18 protein-coding genes are annotated in these 23,010 nt (G+C 71.5%); 14 read left to right on the top strand and 4 right to left on the bottom strand.

Translation table 11 applies throughout. The annotated features are described in order from the left end of the window. The first annotated feature begins 1 nt into the window (after position 1). Complete coding sequence (locus EER30_RS08940) at positions 2–1,774, top strand: sensor histidine kinase (RefSeq protein WP_127499858.1); 1,773 nt, start codon at positions 2–4, stop codon at positions 1,772–1,774. Here the strand turns inward: EER30_RS08940 and EER30_RS08935 are convergent. Beyond that, a complete protein-coding gene (locus tag EER30_RS08935) occupies positions 1,762–4,119 on the bottom strand; it encodes a M28 family peptidase (RefSeq protein ID WP_127499857.1) in 2,358 nt (785 codons plus the stop codon). The genes EER30_RS08940 and EER30_RS08935 overlap by 13 nt on opposite strands. Positions 4,120–4,194: 75 nt before the next feature. Between EER30_RS08935 and EER30_RS08930 the strand changes: the two genes are divergently transcribed. The 7 genes from EER30_RS08930 to EER30_RS08900 all read left to right on the top strand — a co-directional run bounded on the left by EER30_RS08930 (position 4,195) and on the right by EER30_RS08900 (position 10,501). Beyond that, positions 4,195–4,530 (top strand): hypothetical protein, encoded by a 336-nt coding sequence (locus EER30_RS08930; protein ID WP_127499856.1) that lies wholly within the window; start codon positions 4,195–4,197, stop codon positions 4,528–4,530. A gap of 70 nt (positions 4,531–4,600) precedes the next feature. Next, positions 4,601–5,782, top strand: a complete 1,182-nt coding sequence (locus EER30_RS08925; protein WP_127499855.1) for a PP2C family protein-serine/threonine phosphatase — start codon at positions 4,601–4,603, stop codon at positions 5,780–5,782. Continuing rightward, entirely contained in the window at positions 5,779–7,386 is a 1,608-nt protein-coding gene (locus tag EER30_RS08920) for a sensor histidine kinase (RefSeq protein ID WP_127499854.1), read from the top strand. The genes EER30_RS08925 and EER30_RS08920 overlap by 4 nt, the downstream gene beginning before the upstream one ends. Next, entirely contained in the window at positions 7,383–7,838 is a 456-nt protein-coding gene (locus tag EER30_RS08915; RefSeq protein ID WP_127499853.1) for a response regulator, read from the top strand. The genes EER30_RS08920 and EER30_RS08915 overlap by 4 nt, the downstream gene beginning before the upstream one ends. Beyond that, entirely contained in the window at positions 7,831–8,640 is an 810-nt protein-coding gene (locus tag EER30_RS08910; RefSeq protein WP_127499852.1) for an inositol monophosphatase family protein, read from the top strand. Before EER30_RS08915 ends, EER30_RS08910 begins: the two co-directional genes overlap by 8 nt. 5 nt (positions 8,641–8,645) lie before the next feature. After that, a complete protein-coding gene (locus tag EER30_RS08905; protein WP_240669895.1) occupies positions 8,646–9,419 on the top strand; it encodes an SDR family NAD(P)-dependent oxidoreductase in 774 nt (257 codons plus the stop codon). A 65-nt stretch (positions 9,420–9,484) separates the two neighbouring features. Next, positions 9,485–10,501 (top strand): coiled-coil domain-containing protein, encoded by a 1,017-nt coding sequence (locus tag EER30_RS08900; protein WP_127499851.1) that lies wholly within the window; start codon positions 9,485–9,487, stop codon positions 10,499–10,501. A gap of 55 nt (positions 10,502–10,556) precedes the next feature. On the opposite strand, the gene EER30_RS08895 is transcribed toward EER30_RS08900, so the two are convergent. After that, positions 10,557–13,004, bottom strand: a complete 2,448-nt coding sequence (locus EER30_RS08895; RefSeq protein ID WP_127499850.1) for a hypothetical protein — start codon at positions 13,002–13,004, stop codon at positions 10,557–10,559. A 137-nt stretch (positions 13,005–13,141) separates the two neighbouring features. Here EER30_RS08895 and EER30_RS08890 point away from each other — a divergent pair, with 137 nt between their 5' ends. Then, positions 13,142–14,635: a fused MFS/spermidine synthase gene (locus EER30_RS08890; RefSeq protein ID WP_127499849.1), complete on the top strand. Its 1,494-nt coding sequence runs from the start codon at positions 13,142–13,144 to the stop codon at positions 14,633–14,635. Here EER30_RS08890 and EER30_RS08885 read toward each other — a convergent pair. After that, entirely contained in the window at positions 14,602–16,317 is a 1,716-nt protein-coding gene (locus EER30_RS08885) for a serine/threonine-protein kinase (RefSeq protein ID WP_127499848.1), read from the bottom strand. The genes EER30_RS08890 and EER30_RS08885 overlap by 34 nt on opposite strands. A gap of 258 nt (positions 16,318–16,575) precedes the next feature. On the opposite strand from EER30_RS08885, the gene EER30_RS08880 reads away from it, so the two are divergent. From EER30_RS08880 to EER30_RS08860, 5 genes are all read left to right on the top strand, one after another. Next, positions 16,576–17,847: an MFS transporter gene (locus EER30_RS08880; protein WP_127499847.1), complete on the top strand. Its 1,272-nt coding sequence runs from the start codon at positions 16,576–16,578 to the stop codon at positions 17,845–17,847. 262 nt (positions 17,848–18,109) lie between these two features. After that, complete coding sequence (locus EER30_RS08875; RefSeq protein WP_127500243.1) at positions 18,110–20,227, top strand: RecQ family ATP-dependent DNA helicase; 2,118 nt, start codon at positions 18,110–18,112, stop codon at positions 20,225–20,227. Positions 20,228–20,277: 50 nt separating this feature from the next. Continuing rightward, positions 20,278–20,583, top strand: a complete 306-nt coding sequence (locus EER30_RS08870; protein ID WP_127499846.1) for a metal-sensitive transcriptional regulator — start codon at positions 20,278–20,280, stop codon at positions 20,581–20,583. A gap of 34 nt (positions 20,584–20,617) precedes the next feature. After that, a complete protein-coding gene (locus EER30_RS08865) occupies positions 20,618–20,830 on the top strand; it encodes a heavy-metal-associated domain-containing protein (RefSeq protein ID WP_127499845.1) in 213 nt (70 codons plus the stop codon). Beyond that, positions 20,823–21,827 (top strand): DUF8832 domain-containing protein, encoded by a 1,005-nt coding sequence (locus EER30_RS08860; RefSeq protein ID WP_240669894.1) that lies wholly within the window; start codon positions 20,823–20,825, stop codon positions 21,825–21,827. Before EER30_RS08865 ends, EER30_RS08860 begins: the two co-directional genes overlap by 8 nt. Positions 21,828–21,829: 2 nt before the next feature. Here the strand turns inward: EER30_RS08860 and EER30_RS08855 are convergent, their stop codons facing one another. Then, a complete protein-coding gene (locus EER30_RS08855) occupies positions 21,830–23,002 on the bottom strand; it encodes a class I SAM-dependent methyltransferase (RefSeq protein WP_127499844.1) in 1,173 nt (390 codons plus the stop codon). Between the last annotated feature and the right edge of the window lie 8 nt (positions 23,003–23,010).

The raw sequence follows: 23,010 nt of genomic DNA, 5'->3' as shown, positions 1-23,010 counted from the left end.
CGTGCCTGTGCGGCACAGCCTGGTCACCCGCCTGCTGGTCACCTCGGTGCTGATCGCGATCGCCGCCACCGTGTCGACGGCCTGGCTGGCCACCCGCACCGCGACCCGGGCGATCAACCAGGAGCAGGGGCGCTCGCTCACCGACGACAAGGGCGTCTACGACATGCTGGTCGCCTACGCGGCCACCCACCCGGACTGGTCGGGCGTGGCCACGCTGATCAACGCCCGGGCCGCGAAGCTCGACCGGCGGATCACCCTGACCACAGAGGACCGGCAGGTGATCGTCGAGTCCGCGCCCGGGGCGTCGCTGCGGGTGGCCCGGCCGTCGGCGGTGGTCGACCCGCTCAATCTCGACCTTGGCCTCACCGCCGGTTCCGCGCGGATCGACTCCCGGGCGACGGGTCCCTACCGGCTGACCTCGGCCGAGCGCGCCATCCTGCGCAAGGCGGCCGACGACGAGGTCGCCTGCCTGCGCCGGGCCGACCTCGACGGGCGGATCACCGAGAGCCCGAGCGGACGGTCGACCGTGACGCCGGCCCCGGGCACGCCGAGCGACCTGCGGACCCGGTGCCGCGGGCTCACGACCGACCTGGTGACAGCACGCGAGCAGAAGGCGTTGACGTCGCTGGCCAGGGCCACCGCCCGATGCGCCGGGCTCGACGCGTCGACTCAGCTCAAGATCGGTCCTGACTTCACTCCAGTGCTGAGCGCGGTGGCAGTCATCCCGCGCCCGGTCCCGGCCGAGCAGGTCGGCGGCCCGCCCATCACCCCGCGGCTGCGGTCCTGTCTGGAGAAATCGCGCCGCACCCAGCTTCAGCCGTACGTCGCCCCGCCCGCCCTGCTCTTCGTCACCGACCCCGGCCAGGGCGTCGACCGCACCACCTTCACCCTGTCGCGGGAGAACACCGTACGGATCATCGGGGTGACCGGCGCGGTCCTGCTCGCCACCATCGCGGCCACCGTCCTGATCGGACGTCGCCTGGTCGGGCCGCTGCGGGCGCTCACCGAGGCGGCCGACCGGCAGGCCCCGGTCGCGGTCGGCGGGCGCGACGAGATCGGCTATCTGGCCCGCGCGCTGAACGCCTCGGTCGAGCGGCGCGACCGGGCCGAGGCGCAGCGCCGGGCGATGGTCGGCGACGTGGCCCACGAGTTGCGTACCCCGCTCACCAACATCCGCAGCTGGCTCGAGGCGGCCCAGGACGACCTCGCCCCCACCGATGGCCAGCTGCTCGCGTTGCTGCACGAGGAGGCGACGCAGCTTCAGCACATCATCGACGACCTGGGCGATCTGGCCGCGTCCGACGCGGGCACGCTGCGGGTGCATGCGGCGCCGACCGCCGTGCGTGACCTGGTGACCCAGGTGGTGGAGAGCCATCGCGAGGGTGCTCGGGCGGCCGGCGTGACGCTGACGATCGACGTCCAGGGCGAACCGGTCGTACGGGCCGACGCGGTGCGGCTGCGCCAGGTGATCGGCAACCTCGTCTCGAACGGCATCCGGCATACCCCACCCGGCGGGACGGTCACGGTCGCCGCGCACGGCACGACCATCGCGGTGCGCGACACCGGCGCCGGGATCGCCCCCGAGCACCTCTCCCGCGTCTTCGACCGCTTCTGGCGGGCCGACGAGTCGCGCAGCCGCACCACCGGCGGCAGCGGCCTGGGCCTGGCCATCAGCCGCAAACTGGTGGAGGCCCACGGCGGCACGATCGACGTCAGCAGCCGGCTCGGCCAGGGCGCCGAGTTCGTCGTGCGCCTGCCGCCTCAGAACGTGTAGGTCTTGGCCACCGCCAGCAGCTCGCTCGTGTGGGAGCCGACGACGTCGACGCCCGCCGGTCGCGGTTTGAAGCCGGGTACGCCGCTGAGGCCGTCGCTGCCGTCCATCGCCCGGAACCGCACCTGACCGGTCGCGCGCACGGTCAGCGTGACCTCGACACCGTCCTGCGGCGGGGCGTGGAAGACGAACCCGAAGCCCCACTCGCCCTCGGTCACGGCCCGCACCGGCACCGGACGCCCCTCGACCGTCGCCGACTCGACCGGCGTCGCGCGGGCCACGTGCAGGGTGACCAGCCGGGCCTGCCGCTGCGGGGTCAGGCGCATCTTCAGCGTGCGGGTGGCGCCGGTGCGGGTGTCCGACTCGACCGTCAGCAGGGGCGCGGGCACGGTCGCGGCCTGCGCCTCGCCGGTGCGCACCTCCTCCTGCCCGAATGACGGCATCGAGTCGTCGATTCGGCGCGGGTCGCCGTCGACGAATTGACTCGTCCAGTCCTGCACGGCGGACTCCTCGCTGACCCACCGGGCGGTGTTGTCGTCGGCGTCGAGCGCGTACATGAGCTGGGTCAGCGCCGGTCGCTCGCTGTCGAACCGGTCGACCGCCAGGCCGACGCCGGTGAGGACGAGGGCCGCGACCGAGACGGCCAGGGCGGGCAGGGCACCCAGGCGCCGGCCGCGCAGCGCTTCGAGCCCTCGCTGCCCACCGGCCTTCGGGTGGATCAGGTCGACCACCGGGAGCAGGGCGAGGCCGAGCAGCACGGTGAGGAAGGCTCCGGCGGCGCCCATGCCCAGCCCCAGCGCGGGGAAGAGCATGACCACGGTCGGCAGCAGGATCAGGGTCGAGACGACGCCGCCGAGGGTCACCGCGACCACGGGCAGCCAGCCTCGCCGGCCCACCGCGACCAGGCCGGTCAGCGCCCCGGCCAGGGCGGGCAGGGCGGCCAGGTAGGAGCCGCCGGGCACGAACGCGGCCAGCACCACGCCGAGCACGGCGAGCCAGCCGAGCCCGGCGATCGCCAGGGCGGCCGGGCCGATCCGGCGGCGCAGCAGCGCGAACCAGCCGAGCACCACGGCCGCGGCCAGGAAAATCACGGCCAGCCGGTACATGCCCGGGCGGTAGGGGTCGATCGGCATGGCCGCGTACTCAGGGCGCACGAGCTGGAGCAGGAACCAGAGCACCTGGGCCAGCAGCGGCGCGAGCACGATCGGCACCAGGGTCAGCGCCCCGGCGGCGACCAGGCGGCGGCCCGTGATCAGCCCGCGGCGGCGCGCCCGCCAGGCCAGCGCCACGACCGCCACGACGGCCAGCGCCGCGATCGGCCAGACCAGCGAACCCGGGTAACGCACCAGCAAGCCGGGCGCGGGGAAGTAGGTCGCATCTTCGCCGCCGGTCCTCTTGAGCGCGTCGAGGTCGCGCCCGCCCAGCTCACGCACCACGGCAAGGGCGTTCTCGCCGTGGTGTTGCAGGCTGTCGCGGTTCATCGACGCGGGAGTGTCGGTCGGCCCGTGATAGACGGCCGCGCCGTCGATGTAGGCGGTGTTCAGCCCGGCGAACCCGGCCTCGCGGAAGGCGGTGAAGTCGGTGTCGTTGGGCATCAGCCGATAGATCTCGACGGCGAACGACGTGCCGACCGGCTTGGTCGCGTAGCTGTAGGCCTCGACCAGGCCCGCGTTGCCCTCGGAGGTCTCGAACATGATCGCCGGGCCGCTGCTGCCGCGGGCCTCGAAGTTGAGCGCGACCCCGCCGTCGCGAGCCAGCGGGTGCTGGTCGACGAACGCCTTCGCCCCGCAGAGACAGGCCTCCTCGCCGTCGGTGAACACCAGCACCACGTCGTTGCGCAGCTTGGGGCCGGCCAGCAGCGCCCGCGCCGTCTCGAGGATCGTCGACGTGCCCGCGGCGTCGTCGTTGCCGCCCGGACCGCCCTGCACCGAGTCGTAGTGGGCGATGAGGAAGAGGCGGCCGGTGGAGTCGGAGCCCGGGATCGTCGCGATGACGTTGCGTACCCGGGCGAGCCCGGTGCCGCCCGCGCTCGACGACAGCCCGGCCCCCTCGATCGACACGGTGTCTTGCACCTCGGGCGACAGACCCAGGCCCCGCAGCGTGGTCAGAAGATGTTCGCGCACATCGTCCTGCGCGGCGCTGCCGACCGGGTGGGGGCGGGTGGCGATCGCCTCGACCTGCTGGAACGCGCGGCCGGCGCTGAACTCGCCGGCCGGGGCCGAGGCGGGCCGCGCCGCCGGTGGCCGCACCGACCAGACGCCGGCGAGACCGGCCAGCACGAGGACCACCACGGCGAGGAGAGCGGCCGAGGCCCGGTGAACCGGGTCGGTGATCGAGGGAGCACGCATGGGTGACATCTAAGCGCTTGGGTACGACGCCGGGTAGCCCGAAGATCTTTTACGGCGTGCCCTAGCGTTGTCGGGGTGAGCACGCCCATCGACCCCGCCGCCGTCGTGGCCGCTTTCATCGACGCCGTCGCCCCCTACGATCCCCACCCCGAGGCCATGCCGGTCGCGATGGTCGGCGTGCGCACCGCCCTGGGCGAGGGCACCTTCGCCGTCAGCGACCACGTGATCCGCGCCATGTGCAAGGCCCTGGCCGCCTACCGCGACCCGGAAGACCGCGGCGCCTGCGTCGGCTGTGGTGGCCGCCACCTCGACGAGAACCTGCACTGCCCCGACTGCGGACGGCTGCATGGCATCCTCGGTCAGGTCATCGCCGACCACGCCCGCCGGGTCGCCGCCGAGGACGCCTCGTGAGGCTGAGCCGGTGTTGTGCGGCGGGCGTCGGTGGGGAACTATCAGCGGGACTACGAGCGGGGGGTACGGCATGACTGAGCGCTCGGTCACGCCTGTCCTTCAGGAGCGGTTGAGCGTCCTGCTGGTCGAGGACGACGAGGGCGACGCCTTCCTGGTGCGTGAGCTGCTCACCGAGGCCGAGGCGCCGTTCGACCTGCGAGTGGCCACGACCCTGCGCGAGGCCCGCGGCCTGCTGCACGGCATCCACTGCGTGCTGCTCGACCTCGGTCTGCCCGACGCCGAGGGCATCGACGGCCTGCGCAAGCTGCTCGCCGTGGCCGGCAGCGCCGCGGTCTGCGTGCTGACCGGCCGCTCCGACGAACACCTCGGTGTCGCCGCGGTCGCCGAGGGGGCCCAGGACTATCTGGTCAAGGGCCAGGTCGACGGCGTCCTGCTGACCCGGGCGCTGCGCTACGCGGTCGAGCGCAAGCGCGCCGACGAGAACTCGCAGCGCCTGCGCGAGATCGAGCTGCGCCAGGCCGAGTCAGCCCGCCTCGAACGCGGTCTGCTGCCCCAGCCGCTGATGTCCACCGACCAGGTGGCGGTGCACACCTTCTATCGCTCCGGCCGGGCACTGGGCCTGCTCGGCGGCGACTTCTTCGACGTCGTGCAGGTCGGCGACGACAAGCTGCACGTGATCGTCGGCGACGTCTGCGGCCACGGGGTCGACGAGGCGGCACTCGGTGTCGAGCTCCGGGTCGCCTGGCGCGCCCTGGTGCTGGCCGGCGTGCACGACGACCTGATCCTCGGCTCGCTCGAACAGGTGCTGATGAGCGAGCGCCGGGCCCGCGAGGTCTTCGCGACCGTCGCCTCCGTCACGCTCGACCTGGCCGGCAACAAGGCGGTCGTACGCCTCGCCGGCCACCCGCCCCCGGTGCTGCTCTCGGGTGGCCGGGTCGCCCCGGTCGAGGCGCGTAACGGCATCGTCCTCGGGGTAAGTCCGAGGCCCACCCCGGCTACCGAGGTGGAGTTCTCGGGAGATGACTGGTCCTTGCTGATGTATACCGACGGCCTGATCGAGGGCCACACCGGCGTCGCCCACGAACGACTCGACGTCAACGGGCTGCGCGGCCTGCTCGCCGAGCCCGCCGCCCGCGCGGTGCCCCTCGCCGCCCTGCCCGCCTGGCTGGTCGGCCGGGCCGAGCACGCCAACGGCGGCCCGCTCGCCGACGACGTCGCGATGCTGCTGATCTCGCGGGGGAACGGCCGGTGAGCGTCTTCGACCTGCGCACCTGGACGCTGCGCCGGCGGATCGCGGCCCTCTGCATCACGGTCGGGGTGCTGCTCAGCGCGCTCGGTGCCTTCGCCGCGATCACCGCCGCCCAGAACAACCGCCAGCTCGACGACGTGCTCAACCGGGCCAGCCCGATGCGAGCCGCGGGCGAGGCGCTCAACACGGCCTATGTCGACCAGGAAACGGGCATCCGCGGGTTCGCCATCACCGGCGACGAGGACAACCTCAAGCCGTACACCCAGGGTCTGGCCGACGAACAGCGCCTCGTCGCCCGCGTCGAGAGCTACCTGCACCCTGACGACAACGACATCCGCGACGAGCTGGTCGAGGTGCAGCAGGCCGCCGCGGCCTGGCACCGGGAAGTCGCCGAGCCGGTGATCGCGGTCATCCGCGCCGACGGCACCCAGGCCGGTCAGGATCGGCTCAAGGGCACGTCGACCGCGCAGTTCGACGCGTTGCGCCGGGCGATCGCCGACATGCAGGACGACATCCAGGTCCTGCGGACGAAATCCGCGAACGCGGCGAAGGAGAGCAGCCGCACCATGGTGGCGATCCAGATCGCCGCCGCCGCCATCATCATCCTGGCCGGGTCGGCGCTGTTGCTGCTGCTCGACCGCATGGTCAGCCGCCCCGTGACCGAGCTTGCCGAGCAGGTGCGCGAGGTCGCCGACGGCGACTACGACAAGCACATCGAGAGCCGCGGCTCACCCGAGCTGGCCGCCCTGGCCGACGACGTCGACGGCATGCGGCAGAAGATCGCCGCCGAGCTGGCCGAGGTGCGCGAGGCCCGCGCCCAGATCGAATGGGTCAACGACCAGCTCAAGGTGCAGGCTGAGGAGCTGACCCGGTCGAACCGTGACCTCGAGCAGTTCGCCTACGTCGCGTCGCACGACCTGCAGGAGCCGCTGCGCAAGGTGGCGAGCTTCTGCCAGCTCCTGCAGCGGCGCTACGCCGGGCAGCTCGACGAGCGCGCCGATCAGTACATCGCCTTCGCCGTCGACGGCGCCCAGCGGATGCAGCGTCTGATCAACGACCTGCTCGCCTTCTCGCGCATCGGCCGTCTCACCGCCGGCTTCACCGAGGTCGACCTGAACCGGGTGCTCACCGAGGTCAGGTCGCAGCTCGAGGTGCGGGCCGGCGAGGACGCCGAGATCACCTGGTCCGGTCTGCCCACCGTCGAGGGGGAGGAGCCGCTGCTCACCACGCTCTTCGTCAACCTCATCGGCAACTCGCTCAAGTTCCGGCGGCCCGACGTGCCCCCGCTGATCACGGTGAGCGCCGAACGTGACGGCGGTGAGTGGCGGGTCAACGTGCGCGACAACGGCATCGGCATCGAGGCCGAGTTCGCCGACAAGGTCTTCGTGATCTTCCAGCGGCTGCACGCACGCGACGCCTACGAGGGCACCGGCATCGGCCTGGCCATCGTCAAGAAGATCGTCGAATACCATGGCGGACGGATCTGGCTCGACCTCGAGGTTGAGGAGGGCACGTCGATCTGGTTCACCCTCCCGGTTCTGCCGGGGCCGGCGAACGAGGAACCCGCCGTCCCGGCACAGGAGTTGAGGAAAGAGGTCACGGCATGACGGCTGCGATGCGAGCCGACGGCACGCCGATCGAGGTGCTGCTGGTCGAGGATGATCCGGGCGACGTGCTGATGACCCAGGAGGCGTTCGAGGAACACAAGGTCCGCAACCGGCTCAACGTCGTCTCCGACGGCGCCGAGGCGCTGGCCTACCTGCGGCGTGAGGGCGACTACGCGAACGCCGTGCGTCCCGACCTCATCCTGCTCGACCTCAACCTGCCCAAGCGCGACGGCCGCGAGGTTCTTGAAGAGATCAAGAAGGACGCCGACCTGGGCCGCATCCCGGTGGTCGTGCTCACCACCTCGGCCGCCGACGAGGACATCCTGCGCAGCTACCAGTTGCACGCGAACGCGTACGTGACCAAGCCGGTCGACTTCGAACGGTTCATCACCGTGATCCGGCAGATCGACGAGTTCTTCGTCAGCGTCGTGAAGTTGCCGCCGCGTGCTTGATCAGGTCGCCGAACTCGTTCGCGAGGTCGCGGCCACGGTCGTGTTGCCGCGCTTCCGCCACCTCGCCTCCGACGAGATCGTCCAGAAGGCGCCCGGTGACCTGGTCACCATCGCCGACCAGGAGTCCGAGAAGGCCCTGACCCGGGGCCTGACCGCCCTGCTGCCCGGCTCGGTCGTGGTCGGTGAGGAAGCGGTCGCGGCCGACCCTCGCGTGCTCGACCGGTTGAGCAACGGCGGCGCGGTGTGGATCGTCGACCCGGTCGACGGCACGAACAACTTCGCCGCCGGCAAGACCCCGTTCGCGGTGATGGTGGCGCTGGTCCGTGACGGCGAAACGGTCGCGTCGTGGATCCTCGACCCGGTCGACGATCACCTCACGGTGGCCGAGGCCGGTTCGGGTGCCTACCGCGACGGCGTACGCGTCAAGACCCGCACCGACGACCCCGGCGCGGCGGCCCTGCGCGGCGTCGTGGCCAGCCGCTACCTGCCCGAACACCTGCGGATGGTGGCCACCGCGAACGCTCCGGCGCTCGGCGAGGTCACCGCCGGGAAGCACTGCGCGGGCTACGAATACCCGGCCGTCGCGATCGACGAGCAGCAGTTCGCGCTGTTCTGGCGCATCCTGCCGTGGGACCACGTGCCCGGCTCGCTGATCATCCGCGAGGCCGGCGGCTCCGTGCTGCACCTCGACGGCACGCCCTACCACCCGACCGACAGCGAGCGCGGGATGCTCGTCGCCGCGAACGACGACATCTGGCGTACGGTCCGGGACACACTCTTCCCCGACACCTCGATCCTGTAGCGCGCGTGTCGGCGTACCTGGAAAGTGTCTTCGGTCTGAACGGCCGGACCGCGATGGTGACCGGAGGCAGTTCGGGCATTGGACGGGCGATGGCCGTCGCGCTGGGCCGGGCCGGAGCGCGTGTCGTGCTGGTGGCGCGCCGTCCGGCACTGATGGCCGAGGTGATCGAGGAGTTGCGCGGATTCGGCGCGGAGGGGCACGCGATCTCGGCCGACCTCGCCGATCGTGCGTCCGTCACCCGGGTGATCGAGCAGACCCTTTCGGCGTACGGGGCTCCGGACGTGCTCGTCAACTCGGCCGCGGTCAATCGACGTCCGCCGCTGGGTGAGCTCACCGAGGACGACTGGGACGTCACGATGGCGGCCAACCTGACCGCCCCGTTCCTGCTCGGTCAAGCCTTCGGGCCGCTGATGGCCGAGCGCGGCTGGGGACGGATCATCAACGTCGTCTCGCAACAGGCCTTCCGGGCGTACGGCAACAGTGGCGCCTACGGAGTGTCGAAGGCCGGTCTCGTCGGGTTGACGCGGTCGCAGGCCGAGGCATGGTCGGCGCAGGGCGTCTGCTGCAACGCGATCGCCCCCGGGGTCGTCCACACTCCACTGACAGAGCCCGTCTTCGCCGACCCGGCGACCGTGGCCAAGCACGCCGCCCGCGCGCTGATCGGAAGAAATGGCGTACCGGCTGATTTCGGGGCTTGTGCTGTCTTCCTGGCCAGCCAGGCCGCCGTCGCCGTCACGGGCCAGACACTCTTCGTCGACGGCGGTTATTCGGCCAGTTGATCGATCCGACGCTGGTTTGCGTATCACGGTAGAGTCTGCCCGCACTTTCGATGGGGAGGTAATCCGTGGCGGCGGTTTTCCAGCGCCGGCTCAGCATTGCGCTCGTATTGCTGCTGGCAGCGTGCGCGCTCGTGCTGACCGCGACGACCGGGGTGGCCCACGCCGCGCCCGACGAGGGTGACAGCAAGACGCTGCGCAGCGCGCTCGAGTCCGCGGCCAAGGGCCAGGCCGTCGCCATCCAGAAGCTGACCACCTCGAAAAAGCGGGCCGTCCAGCTACAAACGACGGTCAAGCAGGCCGAGGCCGGCGCCAAGGGCATGGAGAAGCAGGTCACCGAGATCGCGACCCGCTCCTACCGCCTGGGCCGCCCCAGCTCGGTGACGATGCTGCTCGACTCGACCTCGCCCGACATCTTCCTCGAGCGCATGGAACGGCTCGACATGATGGCTCAGCTCGACGGGCAGCTCCTCACCCGCTACCGCGGCGAGCTCGACCGGGCGAAGGCGGCCAAGGCGGCGATCGACAAGGAGATCAGGGAGCAGACCAAGCAGGTCGCCACCCTGACCAAGAAGAAGAAAGAGGCCGAGATCGCGCTGGCCAGCATCGGCGGCGGTGGCGCCTCGGGCGGCTTCCTCTCGGCGAACTCGGCGCTGGCCAAGCCCGCGCCGCGCAACTCGGACGGGTCGTGGCCCGACGAGCGATGCACGATCTCCGACCCGACCGCCGACGGCGGCTGCCTGACGCCGCGCACGCTGCACGCCTACAAACAGGCCAAGGCGGCCGACTTCACGCGTTACACGGTGTGCTGGAGCCAGCGGAGTTCCGGCGAGCACCCCAAGGGCCGGGCCTGCGACATGTCGTCCAACAGGTCGACCTTCAAGACCTCGGCGGCCACGGGCGACGACCGGGCTTACGGGGATCGGCTCGCGGCCTACTTCGTGAAGAACGCGGACCGGCTCGGCGTGATGTACGTGATCTGGTATCGGCAGATCTGGATGCCGGGCAACGGATGGTCGCGATACAGCGGGTCCGGTGGCGCGTCGGCCGAGCACACCAATCACGTCCATGTGTCCATGCTCTGATCCCTGACGCGCGAAAGGGGCCGGGCGTGAGCCCGGCCCCTTTCGCGCGTTTATCTCAGCGAACGTCCACGTAATCGCCCGCACTGATCACCGCGTTGCCCGTCGCGTCGCCGGGGTAGCTCAAGCGCCAGGTCGCGTCGTAGAAGGCCGTCCCGGCGGTCCGGACGACGCCCTGGCTGTCGGTGGCCTTGGCCTGGACACTGGCATACGTGCTGGAGCCGGCCTTGGCCCGCTGGAGCCCGATCGTGCGACCCGCGTACGGGAGGTACGTGCCGGTTCCCCAGTCGGCGCGGGTCAGCTTGCCGGTGACCGTGATCGTCGCGTTCTTGTTGGCGGGTTCCGGCGTGGCGTCGGCCGTGAGGTAGATCCGTCGCACGAGAGTGCCGCTGCCCGCGCCGGGCCGCCGGGCACGGCTGGTGCCGTCCGCCGCGTTCGCCCAGGCGTCGACGCGCCAGACGCCGGCCAGCGCGTTGCTCGCGAACGAGTGCCGGACCTCGTAGGCGTTCACGGTCGCTGTGCAGGTGGCCGTGGGGACGGCGGCCGTGCAGCTCGCGGTGGCCACCTCGACACCGTCGGGAGCCGTGGCGCTGCCGTGCCACAGCCGGACACCACCGTTGCTGATGCCGGACGGGTCGGTCGCCGTGAACGTGACCCTGATCCCGAGCCCTCCGCCCGTGCCGACGATGACGTTCGTGCCGGAATTGACGACGACGTTACTGATCGTCGTGGCGCCGACCTTCTCGTCGCCGGGCGCCTTCGAACCGGCGAACGCGTGCAGCAGCGTCCGGGTGAGCTTGCCGCCGTCGGCGTTGCTCGCCGTGATGCGCAGGGACACGAACGACGCCGTGCCCGGCACCGCGAGGCTCGCACCGTCCAGTGTGGTCCAGGTGCGGCCGTCGTCCTGCGACCATTCGAGCTTGTCGACGGTGGCGGCCGGGGCGTTCAGGCCGCCACGCGTGGTCGCCTTGAGGGTGAGCCCGACCGTCCCCGCGGCCCGGTTGTGCTGGTCGAGCCCGGAGGCGCGCACCGACACGTCGATCAGCGGCAGCTCAGCTGTCATCGGCTGGAAGCCCGAGCGGAACTGCCAGTGGCTGTCGACCCGGGTGGACAACTCGGCCGGCCCGCCCTCGCGGGTCACCGTCTGATCGAGCTCGTACTGCTGCTCGGCATCGGGCACGGCAACCGTCATGAAGGCCGATTCGGCGCTCTTCAGGACCGTGCCGCCACTGCTGAGCCGGGTGGTCAGCTTGCCGTCACGGAACGGGGTGAGATACCCGATGTTGCCCGCGGCGTCGCCCAGCACAGCGTACTCGCCGATGGAGACGTAGTTTCCCTTGCGCGTGGTGGGCGCGTCCGTGCGCCGGATCGGGGCGAGCGGCCCCGCGCCGACCGTCTGCCCGGGCGACGAGCCGGCCGGCAGGGTCCGGGAGCCGAGGTCGATCGACTCACCCGTGCCGTACTCCGTGATGCGGGAGAAGGAAACGCCCGGCGTCACGAACTCGGTGAGGGTCGCCGGGAAGCGCATCTTCGTCGCGGTGTAGGCGCCGCCGGGCGACGAGGACACCGACATGTAATAGCCGTCGAGGTTGGCGCCGGGCGTCGCGAACGTGGTCGTCGTCTTGGCCAGCGACGCCGTCTTGACCGACGTGATCAGTGACGTCGGGAAGGGCGCGGCCCAGTCCTTCACCAGGTCGTAGCGGTACGGCGTCGGCTTGACCCCGGACGAGCCCGCCTTGACCAGGATGTGGCGCAGCCCCATCCGGATCCCGGCGACCGAGGGCGGCGTCATGAAGGTGCGGCTGCGATAGGCGCCGCCGTAGCCCATGATGTCGCCGTTAGGCAGGCTGAGCCACATCACGCTGTTGTCGATCTGGGCGGTGGCGTCGTCGACCCGGATCGCGGCCTCCTTGGCGGAGCTCTCGGCCAGCACGACCGTCTGTGCCTTGGAGGTGACGGTGAAGGCCGCCGACAGCAGGTAGTTGTTCTCCGCGTTGAGGCCGTAGAGCGCGCCGACGAAGTAGCTGCCAGGCGGCAGGTCGGCGGTCCCGATGTTGGACCCCGGTCCGGTGGCGACCGGGTAGTACATCCAGTTCGCGTCACGACGCCAGATGTTCATGAACGGGGCGTACGAAGCTGGCTGCTCGGAGGCGATCCGGATCGTGATCCGGTAGGTGTCTGCCGCGGCGGTGACCTTGGCGGCGGACACCCCCGTCTTCACTCGCGTCGCCGGAGCCCCCGCGCGATCGAGACGACGGGCCTGCACGGCGCCGTCGGCCGAGACGAAGGCGTACGGCGTGCGAGGGTCACCGTTGCCCGCCTGGAACCGGAATTGCTTGTGGCGGCCCTTGCCGCCGTCGACGATGCTCAGCCGATCGGGCGCGTCGGCGGCGGCCCGCGGGCTGAACTGATTGTCTCCGGCCTGTGACACGGCCGGCACGACGAGCAATGCCGCTCCCGCCGCGACGACCGCTCCGATGCCGACAGTGCGTTTCCAACGTCTCATAGGTATTGACCTCCCCGTTTACGCGGCGGCACACGGTATACCAAGATCGGGTCGCTCGGTCACCGCCCTTCGGGTTTTCGCCTGCCGCTCCGTGGCGGACAGCTAACTGTCAGGTTGGGGTCGATAGCATCCGGCGGATGGGAAACCCGCCGCGTGCCCTGCCGTCCGGCCTTGCCACCGCCCTGGTCTTCGGGGCGAGCGGGGCCGTCCTCGTGCTCGAGATCCTGGCGCTGCGTCTCGTGGGGCCCTACGTCGGCGTCACGTTGCAGGTCAGCAGCTCGGTCATCGGCATCTCGCTGGCCGCCATCGCGTACGGCACCTGGCTCGGGGGCCGCCTCGCCGACCGCTACGATCCGCGGGCCCTGCTCGCCCCGGCCCTGCTGCTGGCGGCCGTCGGCACGGCCGTGACCCTGCCGTTGGTGCGCTTCGGTGGCGAGGTGCTGCGCGGCGGGGCCGCTCCCGCCGTGCTCCTGCTCGCGGCCCTGGCCGTCTTCCTCCCGGCCTTCCTGCTCTCAGCGGTCAGCCCGATGGTGGTGAAACTGCAGCTCAGCGACCTCGAACGTACGGGGTCGGTGGTCGGGCGGCTCTCCAGCATCGGCACTCTCGGGGCGATCACGGCGACGCTCCTGACCGGTTTCGTCTTCGTCGCGGCGGTCCCGTCGAGCTGGATCATCATCATTCTGGCGGTGCTGCTGGCGGCGGCGGGTCTTGTCCTGGGCTGGTGGCTCCGTCAGGCCTCCCCGCTACCGGGCAAGCCGCGCACCCGCGCTGTCATCGCGACCGTGGGGCTGGTCGGTGCCGGGCTGGGCGTGGCCTCGCCGACCCCGTGCGACGTCGAGACGGCCTATCACTGCGCCCGAGTGCAGGAAGATCCGTCCGAGCCGGGCGGGCGCGAGCTGATCCTCAACTCCGCACGCCACTCCTATGTCGACCTCGACGACCCGCGCAACCTCGAGTTCGCTTACATCCAATGGATCGGGGCCGTGGCCGACACGCTCCCGTCGGGGCCGGTCGACGCGCTGCACCTGGGCGGCGGCGGCTTCACGATGCCCGACTACCTGCGCGCCACCCGCCCCGGCAGCGACCAACTGGTGATCGAGATCGACGGCGGCCTGGTCGACCTCGACCGCGAGAAGCTTGGCCTCGAGACCGGTTCAGACCTTCGCGTACGGGTCGGGGACGCGCGGGTCGGCGTGGCCGACCAGCCGTCCGGGTCGCACGACTTCGTGGTCGGCGACGCGTTCGGCCACCTCACCGTGCCGTGGCACCTGGCCACCGAGGAGATGGCGACCGACATCGCCCGGGTTCTGCGGCCCGGCGGCATCTACGTGCAGAACGTCATCGACTACCCGCCGGACCGCTTCATCCGCGCCGAACTGGCCACGGTGGCGGCGGTCTTCCCGCACGTCGCCGTGATCAGCAGCGACGCGGCCCTGGCCGGTGCGGAGGGCGCCAACTTCGTCATCGTGGCGTCGGCCGCGCCGCTTCCCGTCGTCGAGATTCGTCGCCGGCTGGCCAAGGCCGCCGAGCCGGGCACGATGCTCACCGACCAGCCGCTGGCCGATTTCATCGACGACGCCCGGGTCCTCACCGACGATTACGCCCCCGTCGACCAGCTTCTGGCCGGCTGACCGCTTTTAGGTTCGCTGCTCTCATTTCGTGGCAGGCGGTCGCGGCGGCTCGCCCTCGCCAGCACCTCCGCGCGGCACTTCACGCCGTCCACGGCAAACGCCAGCGGCAGCGGGTTGTAGTCGTGGTATTCGCCACGCAGGGTGAACTCCTTCAAGCGGCCGTGGCCCTTCGCGGTCACCCGCCGGTCCTTCTGCGTGACCGTCTTCGGAAGGCCGGTGAGCCGCTGAGTGCCCGGATAGGAGAACTGCAGCCGCCACGGCCCGCGGGCCAGCCCCTCGGTCGTCGCCACGGTCAACTGGGCTTCATAGGCCCGGCCCGAATCACGCCGTAGCTGGTAGCGAACCGCGCATTCCGACTCGTCGGCCGGGCCGGCGGCCGCCACTCCGGTGCCGGCGGCTTGAGCCTTCTGCACGTCCGGAGTGTCCCGGCTCGCGGCCCATCCGAAGCCGGCCGTCGCCACGACGGCCAGGGTCACCAGGGCGGCCTGTGCTCGCTGGCGGCCGCGCGCTGCACCGCCGACGGGGTAGCCGTGGGCTGACCTCCGGCGGGCCCACCTCCCGGAGAAGAGGCCGCCGCCGAGTGGGCGGGCAGCGCCGAGCCGGAGCGCGGACCCGATACGCAGGCCCGCACGCAGCCGCAGCACCCGGACGGCCGGGCGCGGCCCCAGATTGCCGCCGGGCAGGCCTAGATTGCCGCCGGGCAGGCCCATATAGGTGAGCACGGCGCGTCCCACCCCGGGCCTTTGCGGGACCAGCGCTGGTGGGCCCGCCGTGCCCCGCGCGGTCTCGGGTGCGTCGTCGCCGCGTTCCACGACCGGCGGGATGATCGGCTGGATGCCGACCGTGGCGGCGAGGCCGCGAGCCACGTCGGCGGCGCTGGGACGATCCGCGGGGTCCTTGCTCAGGCAACGCCGGCACAGGTCGGCGACGACGGGCGGCAGGTCGGGGATCGGGGGCAACGGGTCCGGGTCGGCGTAGAGGTGGGCGCGCAGCGCCTCGGCGGTGTTGTCGGCGGGCCAGGGGTGACGGCCGCAGAGCGAGCGGTAGAGCAGCAGGCCCAGGGCGTAGACGTCGGTCGCCGTGGCCACCTGTGATCCCCCGAGCCGCTCCGGCGCGAGGTAGGCGGGAGTGCCGAGCAGGCTGCCGTCCGGGGCGGCGTCGCGCTCCCCGACGATCGCCGAGATGCCGAAGTCGACGACCTTCACCCCGGCGCCGGTGAGCATCACGTTGGCCGGGGTGATGTCGCGGTGCACCACCCCGCGCGCGTGGGCGGTGGCCAGCGCGGACGCGACCTCGACGGCCACGGTGACGGCGTCGCGCCAGGGCAGCGGCCCCCGCCGGGTGATCCGCGACGACACCGACTCGCCGTCGTTCAGCTCCATCACCACGTACGGAACCGTCAGCCGCTCGTCGAGCGGAGACTCACCGAAGTCGAAGATGCCGGTGATGTGCGGGTGGCACAGCCGGGCCGCGGCCAGCGCCTCCTGCCGCAGCCGGTCGCGGAACACCTGGTCGCCGGCCAGCCGGGGCGAGAGCACCTTGACCGCTACGGACCGCCCGAGCGTCTCGTCGAAGCCCCGCCACACCTCGGACATGCCGCCCGTGCCCAGCTTCTCGACGAGCCGATACCGCCCGGCGATACGAAGCGAGCCAAACTGACCGTTTCGCTCCGTCCGCCCCATGTGCCGATTGTGACCCGAGGGACGGGCCGCCCGATGCCGTCCGCCGAAACCCGTGCCCCTCGTGCCCGATTGCCGGATTCCGTTATCGTGGGCCCTGGTCAGTTCCCCTTCCGATCGGAGGGTTCGCATGCAACGCACCTCGGTGACGGTCTTCGCCTCGACGCGAGGACGTGCCTCCGCCCGCTAGGGCGCCCTTTCACGTCACTCCTCGCCTCGGGGCGGTCGCTTCCGACCGTTTCCCTCGCTCGAGGAGTTCTTTTGCGTGCCCTCTACGCCGCGCCGCTGGGTGCGGATTTCTGGAAACTCTGGACCGCGTCCGCCGTCACCAACCTCGGTGACGGCATCACCATGGTGGCCGGCCCGCTGCTGGTCGCCTCGATCACCACGAACCCGGCCGCCGTCGCCGGCGCGGTCCTCGCCCAGCAACTGCCGTGGCTGCTCTTCGCCCTGATCAGCGGCGCCTGGGCCGACCGCCTGGACCGCCGTCGCCTGGTCGTCGCCGTCAACGTCCTGCGCGCCTGCACCCTGGCCGTCCTGGCCGCGGCGGCCGCCGCCGACATGGCCACCGTCCCGCTCATCCTGGCCGTCTTCTTCCTGCTCGGCACGGGCGAGACCCTGGCCGACACCGCCTCGGCTGCCTTCGTGCCGGCCATCGTCGCCGAGCCCCTGCGGCCCCGGGCGAATTCCTTGATGTACGCCAACTTCAACCTTCTCAACCAGTTCGCCGCGAAGCCCGTGGGCGGTTGGCTCTTCGTCCTCGCCGCAGCGGCCCCCTTCGCCGTCAACGCGGTGACCTTCGCCGTCTCCGCGCTCCTCCTCTCCACAATCCGAGCGGTCTCGCCCCACCGCGCGACACCGGCCGCCCCAGCCGGAGCCGGAGCCCAGTCGGCTCCGGTCGTCGTGGCCGAGCCGGCTAGGCCCGGCTTGCTCGCCGAGATCGGTGACGGCCTGCGGTGGCTGCTCCGCCATCGCATCCTGCGGACATTGGCCGTCACGATGGCCGTCGGCAACGTCGTCTTCTGCGCCGCCTTCGCGATCTTCGTCCTCTACGCCGCCCAGCGTCTGGGCCTGACTGACGTCGGCTACGGCCTGTTGCTCGTGGCCTTCGCGGTTGGCGGCCTCCTCGGCACCCTGGTCGCGCCACCCCTGATCCGCCGAGTCAACGCCGCGGCCCTGTTGAGATCCGGCCTGCTCGTCGAGGTGGCCCTGCACACGACCCTGACCCTCACCCGCGAACCGTGGATCGCCGCCGCGATGATCGTCGTCTTCGGCATCCACACCACCGTCTGGGGTGTCGTGGTGACCACGATTCGCCAGCGGGACGTGCCGCCCGCCATGTACGGCCGTGTCGCCGGTGTCTACTCCTTCCTCGATCTCGGCGGAGCCGCTCTCGGCTCCCTGCTGGGCGGTCTTGTCGCCACCGCCTATGGCCTGGTGGCGACCTATGGGACCGCGGCCGCGGCGATGGCTCTGGTCGGGGCAGCCGCCTGGCGGCCCCTCAAGGCAGCGACCCTGGAGCGCCACCTGTGAAACACCTGTGGCAACCACGCGATGGCATTTGGTCGGATCAGCAGCTTTTCGGCATTGGTATTCGACATGCCCCCGATTCTGCGAGGGTTCGAGCCGGTGCCGCGAGCCTTTCCCGCTGCCTGTGGACGACGGGCGGCCTGTGGATAACTCGGGTTCTGTCGGACCGGGCTGATAGACATGCCGGGTGACCGAGACGACGCCAGCCCCCGTCCCAGCCGAGCGAGCCACCGCCGATCGTGCCACCGCGGCCGATCGTGCCGCGGTGCGCGAGCGGGCCGAGGCGGTGCTGCGCCGCCTCGCCGGCGACCACGCGGTGCTCCGTGAAGATCAGTGGCGGGCCATCGAGGCGCTCACCGTCGACCGTCGTCGCGTGCTCTGCGTGCAGCGCACCGGGTGGGGCAAGTCGGCCGTCTATTTCGTGGCGACCGCCCTGCTCCGCGAGGGCGCTACCCCGTCCCTGGGCGGCGCCCCGGCCGGGCCGACCGTCATCGTCTCCCCGCTGCTCGCCCTCATGCGCAACCAGGTCGACGCCGCCGCCCGCGCCGGCATCCGGGCCCGCACGATCAATTCCGCCAACCTCGACGAGTGGTCCGAGATCGAGGGAGAGATCCGCGCCGGCGAGGTCGACGTCCTGTTGATCAGCCCCGAGCGGCTCAACAACCCCGACTTCCGCGACAACGTTCTGCCCGGCCTGGCCGCCGAGACCGGCCTGCTCGTGGTCGACGAGGCCCATTGCGTCTCCGATTGGGGTCACGACTTCCGCCCCGACTACCGGCGGCTGCGCACCTTCCTGGCCGGGCTTCCGGGGCGCACCCCCGTGCTCGCCACCACCGCGACTGCCAACGCCCGCGTGACCGCTGACGTCGCCGACCAGCTGGGTGACGCGCTGGTGCTGCGCGGCCCGCTCGAGCGCGACTCGCTGCGGCTGGCCGTGCTCGACCTGCCCAACCCGGCGCACCGGCTGGCCTGGCTGGCCGACCACCTCGAGCAGCTGCCCGGCTCCGGCATCATCTACACGCTCACCGTCGCCGCCGCCACCGAGACCGCCGACTTCCTGCGTTCTCGCGGCTTCCCGGTCGCGTCCTACACGGGCCAGGTCGACGACGCCGAGCGCCGGGCGGCCGAGCAAGATCTGCTCGACAACAAGATCAAGGCCCTGGTCGCCACCTCCGCGCTCGGCATGGGCTTCGACAAGCCCGACCTCGGCTTCGTCGTGCACCTGGGCGCCCCGCCCTCCCCGATCGCCTATTACCAGCAGGTCGGCCGGGCCGGCCGCGCCGTCGAGCACGCCGAGGTGGTGCTCCTGCCCGGCCGTGAAGACGCGGCTATCTGGCGCTATTTCGCCTCGCTCGCCTTCCCGCCGGAAGAGCAGGTGCGCTCCGTGCTGGCCACTCTCTGGCCCGAGCGGCCGACCTCCACCCAGGCCCTCGAGCCGCTGGTCGACCTGCGCCGCAACCGCCTCGAGATGATGCTCAAGGTGCTCGATGTGGACGGTGCCGTCCGGCGCACGCGCGGCGGCTGGCTGGCGACGGGGGAGCCGTGGACCTACGACGCCGCCCGCCTGCGCCGGGTCGCCGAGGCCCGCGACGCCGAGCAGAAGACGATGATCGAATACGCGTCGACGACCGGCTGCCGCATGGAATACCTCCGCCGCTGCCTCGACGATCCCGAGGCTGCGCCCTGCGGCCGATGCGACAACTGTGCCGGGCCACAGTTCGACGCCGAGGTGTCCACCGCCGCGCTGGCCGCGGCCGACGCGTTCCTGGGCCACCCGGGCGTCGTGATCGCCCCGAAGAAGATGTGGCCCACCGGCCTGGCCGCCGTCGGCGTCAGCCTAAAGGGCAAGATCGCGGCGAGCGAGCAGATCGAGCCGGGGCGGGCCGTCGGCCGGCTCTCCGACCTGGGCTGGGGCAGCCGGTTGCGCGGTCTCGTCAGTCCCGAGTCGCCCGACGTGCCGATCTCCGACGACCTGGCCGGTGCCGTGGTCGAGATCCTCAAAGACTGGGCGCACGGTGAGGACGCGTGGGCACTGCGCCCCGCGGCCGTCGTCGCGCTCTCGTCGACCCGCCATCCCGAGCTGATCGGCTCCCTGGCCGGTCACATCGCGAAGGTCGGCCGGCTGCCGCTGCTCGGCACGGTCGAGGTGACGCCCTCCGCTGAGGCCGGCGCCCGGGGCAACAGCGCCCAGCGCGTGCGGGCGCTGCACGACGCGTTCACCGTTCCCGCCGCGGTCGCCGCCGAACTACCCGGGCTGTCAGGCCCGGTCCTGCTCGTCGACGACCTGGTCGATTCCGGCTGGACGATGACGTTGGCCGGCCGCGCGCTGCGCAAAGCGGGCGCCGAGGGGGTGCTGCCGCTGGCCCTGGCGGTGGCGGGCTGAGCGCCCGAGCCACGACATCGGCCCATACGGGTAGGGGGTATGCTGGCGTCATGTCCGATGAGTCGACACCGCAGCACGGTCCGCATGGCTATTCGGGAGACAAGGCCGCTCTGCTCGGTCGCCTCCGGCGCATCGAGGGCCAGATCCGCGGGCTCCAGCGCATGGTCGACGAAGACACCTACTGCATCGACGTGCTGACGCAGATCTCGGCGGCCAAGAGCGCCCTCCAGGCGGTGGCGGTCGGCCTGCTCGAAGATCACCTGGCCCACTGCGTCGTCGACGCGGCCCGCGCCGGTGACCCCAGTGCCAAGGTCAAAGAGGCGTCCGACGCGATCGCCCGGCTCGTTCGTTCCTGACGCTGCGAGACTCGTTTCCGAAAGGCTTTCTGACATGGCTGTGACCAGCACCTACACCGTGACCGGCATGACCTGCGGACACTGCGTGCAAGCGGTGACCGGGGAACTGTCCACGCTGCCGGGCGTGGCCGACGTGCAGATCGACCTCGCGTCCGGCGCGGTGACCGTGACCAGCGAAGCCCCGCTCACCGACGACGTCGTGCGCGCCGCGGTCGACGAGGCCGGCTACGAGCTCGCGAATGCCTGATCACCCACCGGCCGAGAACGACGCCGACGCCCCGGTCGGGATCGGCGCCGAGACACCGGTGGGTGAGCGGGCCGGGTTCCGGCTGGCCGCGTTCGGGGCGGTGCTCATCGTCGTGCTCTTCGCGGGTTACGGGCTGGGCCGGTTGAACAACTCCACCGCCTCGGCGTCGGCGCCACCCGCGCCCACGTCGAGCGGGGCGGCCATGCCCGGCATGGTCATGGACGAGAGCCAGCCGCACGCGCACAACTCGGACGGCACGGTGAGCCAGGCCGCCGTCACGACGCCGATGGGCGCGGCCGTGGGCGGCCTGTCACTCAGCTCGGGCGGGCTGACGCTGGTGCCCGAGACGACGACCTTCACGGCGGGCAAGGCGCAGCGGCTCGCCTTCCGCGTCAAGGGGGCGGGCGGCGCGCCGGTCACGACCTACGCGACCGTGCACGACAAGCCCCTGCACCTGGTCGTCGTGCGTCGCGACCTGACCGGCTTCCAGCACCTGCACCCGACCATGGCCTCGGACGGCACCTGGGGAATCGACCTGACGCTCGCCGAGCCGGGCAGCTACCGGATGATCGCCGACTTCACGGCGATCGTCGGCGGGCAGCAGATCGCCACCACCCTGGGCGGCGACCTGACCGTGGCGGGCAACTACGCGCCGCAGGCACTTCCCGCGCCGGCGCGCACCGATAATGCTGACGGCTTCGCGGTCTCGTACGAGGGCACCCCGAACACGCAGGCCACGCAGCCGCTCCTGATGCAGGTCACCGGCCCCGGTGGCGCGGCGGCCCGCCTCGACCCCTACCTGGGCGCGTTCGGCCACCTCGTCGTCATGCGCGAAGGCGATCTCGCCTATGTGCACGTCCACCCGGAACCGCTCCTCGTCGACGGCCGGGTGAAGTTCTGGCTGACCGCGCCGAGCAGCGGCAGCTACCGGATGTTCTTCGACTTCCAGGTGGCCGGTCAGGTCCACACCGCTTCCTGGACCCTGAAGATCGACTAGAGCTACGGGAGCATCTTCTCCAGGGCCGGGGTAACGCCCCACTGCGACGTCAGGGCCTCGTATTCGGACTGCTGGGCCGCGGTGGGAGCGGCGTCGGTGCGGCGGGCGCGCAGCAGCAGGTTGCGCGGGGTGTGGGCCGAGTCGATGAACTCGACGACCTCGACCTTGTAGCCGTTGAGACGCAGCAGCGCGGCCCGCAACGAGTCGGTGAGCACGTCGGCGAAGCGCTCGCGCATGATGGCGTGCCGGGTCAGCTCGCCGAACGGCGCCGGGGCGGGACGGCCCTTGAGCTGGGCCGCGATGTCGTGGTGGCAGCACGGCGCGGCCAGCGTCCACTGCGCCTTCCAGCCGACCGCGCGGGCCAGCGCCTGGTCGGTGGCGGTGTCGCAGGCGTGCAGCGCGAGCACCAGATCGGGTTCGAACGGCAGAGCCGCCTCCTCGATCGTCCCGGCCACGAAGGTCACGTCGTCGGCGCAGCCCAGGGAGGCCGCGACGGCGGTGTTGCGTACGCGCTGGTCTTCTCGCACGTCGACCCCGACGACCTGCACCTGAACGCCACGCCCGGCCAGGTAGCGGTAGGCGGCGAAGGTCAGGTACGCGTTTCCGCAGCCCAGGTCGACCACGCGCAGCGGGGACGGCAGCTCGTCGGGCAGGGTGGCGGCCAGCGCCCGCAGGAACGCGTCGATTTGGCGCCGCTTGGCCGCGTTGCCTCCGATGACCTGGAACAGCGGGTCGCCCGGATCGAGCAGCCACTGCTTCTGCCGGTCGTGATCTTGCGCAGTGGAAGCCGACGCTGTGGAAGCCGCCCCTGTGGAAGCCGGCGCAGCGGAAACAGACGCCCGGTGCACCTGGGCGTCACCCTTCTTGGTGACCCGCAGCTGCAAGGTCACCGACGACGTCTCGACGTGCCAGTTGCCGAACGGCTCGGCCAGCAGTTCGTCGATCGCGGCCGAGGCCTCGTCGCCAGGCGCCACGTTGCGCGTGAACGGCCGCGAGCCGTCGTCGGTCACGATCTGCAGCCGGGCGCCGCCCTTGAGCGTCACCGGCCGCAGCTCGGCCCTGGTCACCGACGGGGTGAGGCCGCGCCGGCGGCCGGCCGCGACGGCACGGGTCAAATCGGGGGCGAGCAGCAGATCGCGAACCTCGGTCAGGGCTTCGTCGAGCGGTTGTGGCATCCCTCTAT

It is taken from the genome of Actinoplanes solisilvae, from assembly GCF_003999975.1.
GTDB classification, from domain to species: Bacteria; Actinomycetota; Actinomycetes; order Mycobacteriales; family Micromonosporaceae; genus Actinoplanes; species Actinoplanes solisilvae.
Note: the sequence above shows the minus strand (reverse complement) of the source record. Positions and strands in the feature narration are given on the sequence as shown.

Excerpts from the sequence above, each read along its gene's own strand:
- EER30_RS08855 (WP_127499844.1), bottom strand. The coding sequence starts at position 23,002 with ATGCCACAACCGCTCGACGAAGCCCTGACCGAGGTTCGCGATCTGCTG.
- EER30_RS08915 (WP_127499853.1), top strand. The coding sequence starts at position 7,383 with ATGACGGCTGCGATGCGAGCCGACGGCACGCCGATCGAGGTGCTGCTG.
- EER30_RS08895 (WP_127499850.1), bottom strand. The coding sequence starts at position 13,004 with ATGAGACGTTGGAAACGCACTGTCGGCATCGGAGCGGTCGTCGCGGCG.
- EER30_RS08870 (WP_127499846.1), top strand. The coding sequence starts at position 20,278 with ATGTCCGATGAGTCGACACCGCAGCACGGTCCGCATGGCTATTCGGGA.
- EER30_RS08925 (WP_127499855.1), top strand. The coding sequence starts at position 4,601 with ATGACTGAGCGCTCGGTCACGCCTGTCCTTCAGGAGCGGTTGAGCGTC.
- EER30_RS08890 (WP_127499849.1), top strand. The coding sequence starts at position 13,142 with ATGGGAAACCCGCCGCGTGCCCTGCCGTCCGGCCTTGCCACCGCCCTG.
- EER30_RS08885 (WP_127499848.1), bottom strand. The coding sequence starts at position 16,317 with ATGGGGCGGACGGAGCGAAACGGTCAGTTTGGCTCGCTTCGTATCGCC.
- EER30_RS08860 (WP_240669894.1), top strand. The coding sequence starts at position 20,823 with ATGCCTGATCACCCACCGGCCGAGAACGACGCCGACGCCCCGGTCGGG.
- EER30_RS08865 (WP_127499845.1), top strand. The coding sequence starts at position 20,618 with ATGGCTGTGACCAGCACCTACACCGTGACCGGCATGACCTGCGGACAC.
- EER30_RS08935 (WP_127499857.1), bottom strand. The coding sequence starts at position 4,119 with ATGCGTGCTCCCTCGATCACCGACCCGGTTCACCGGGCCTCGGCCGCT.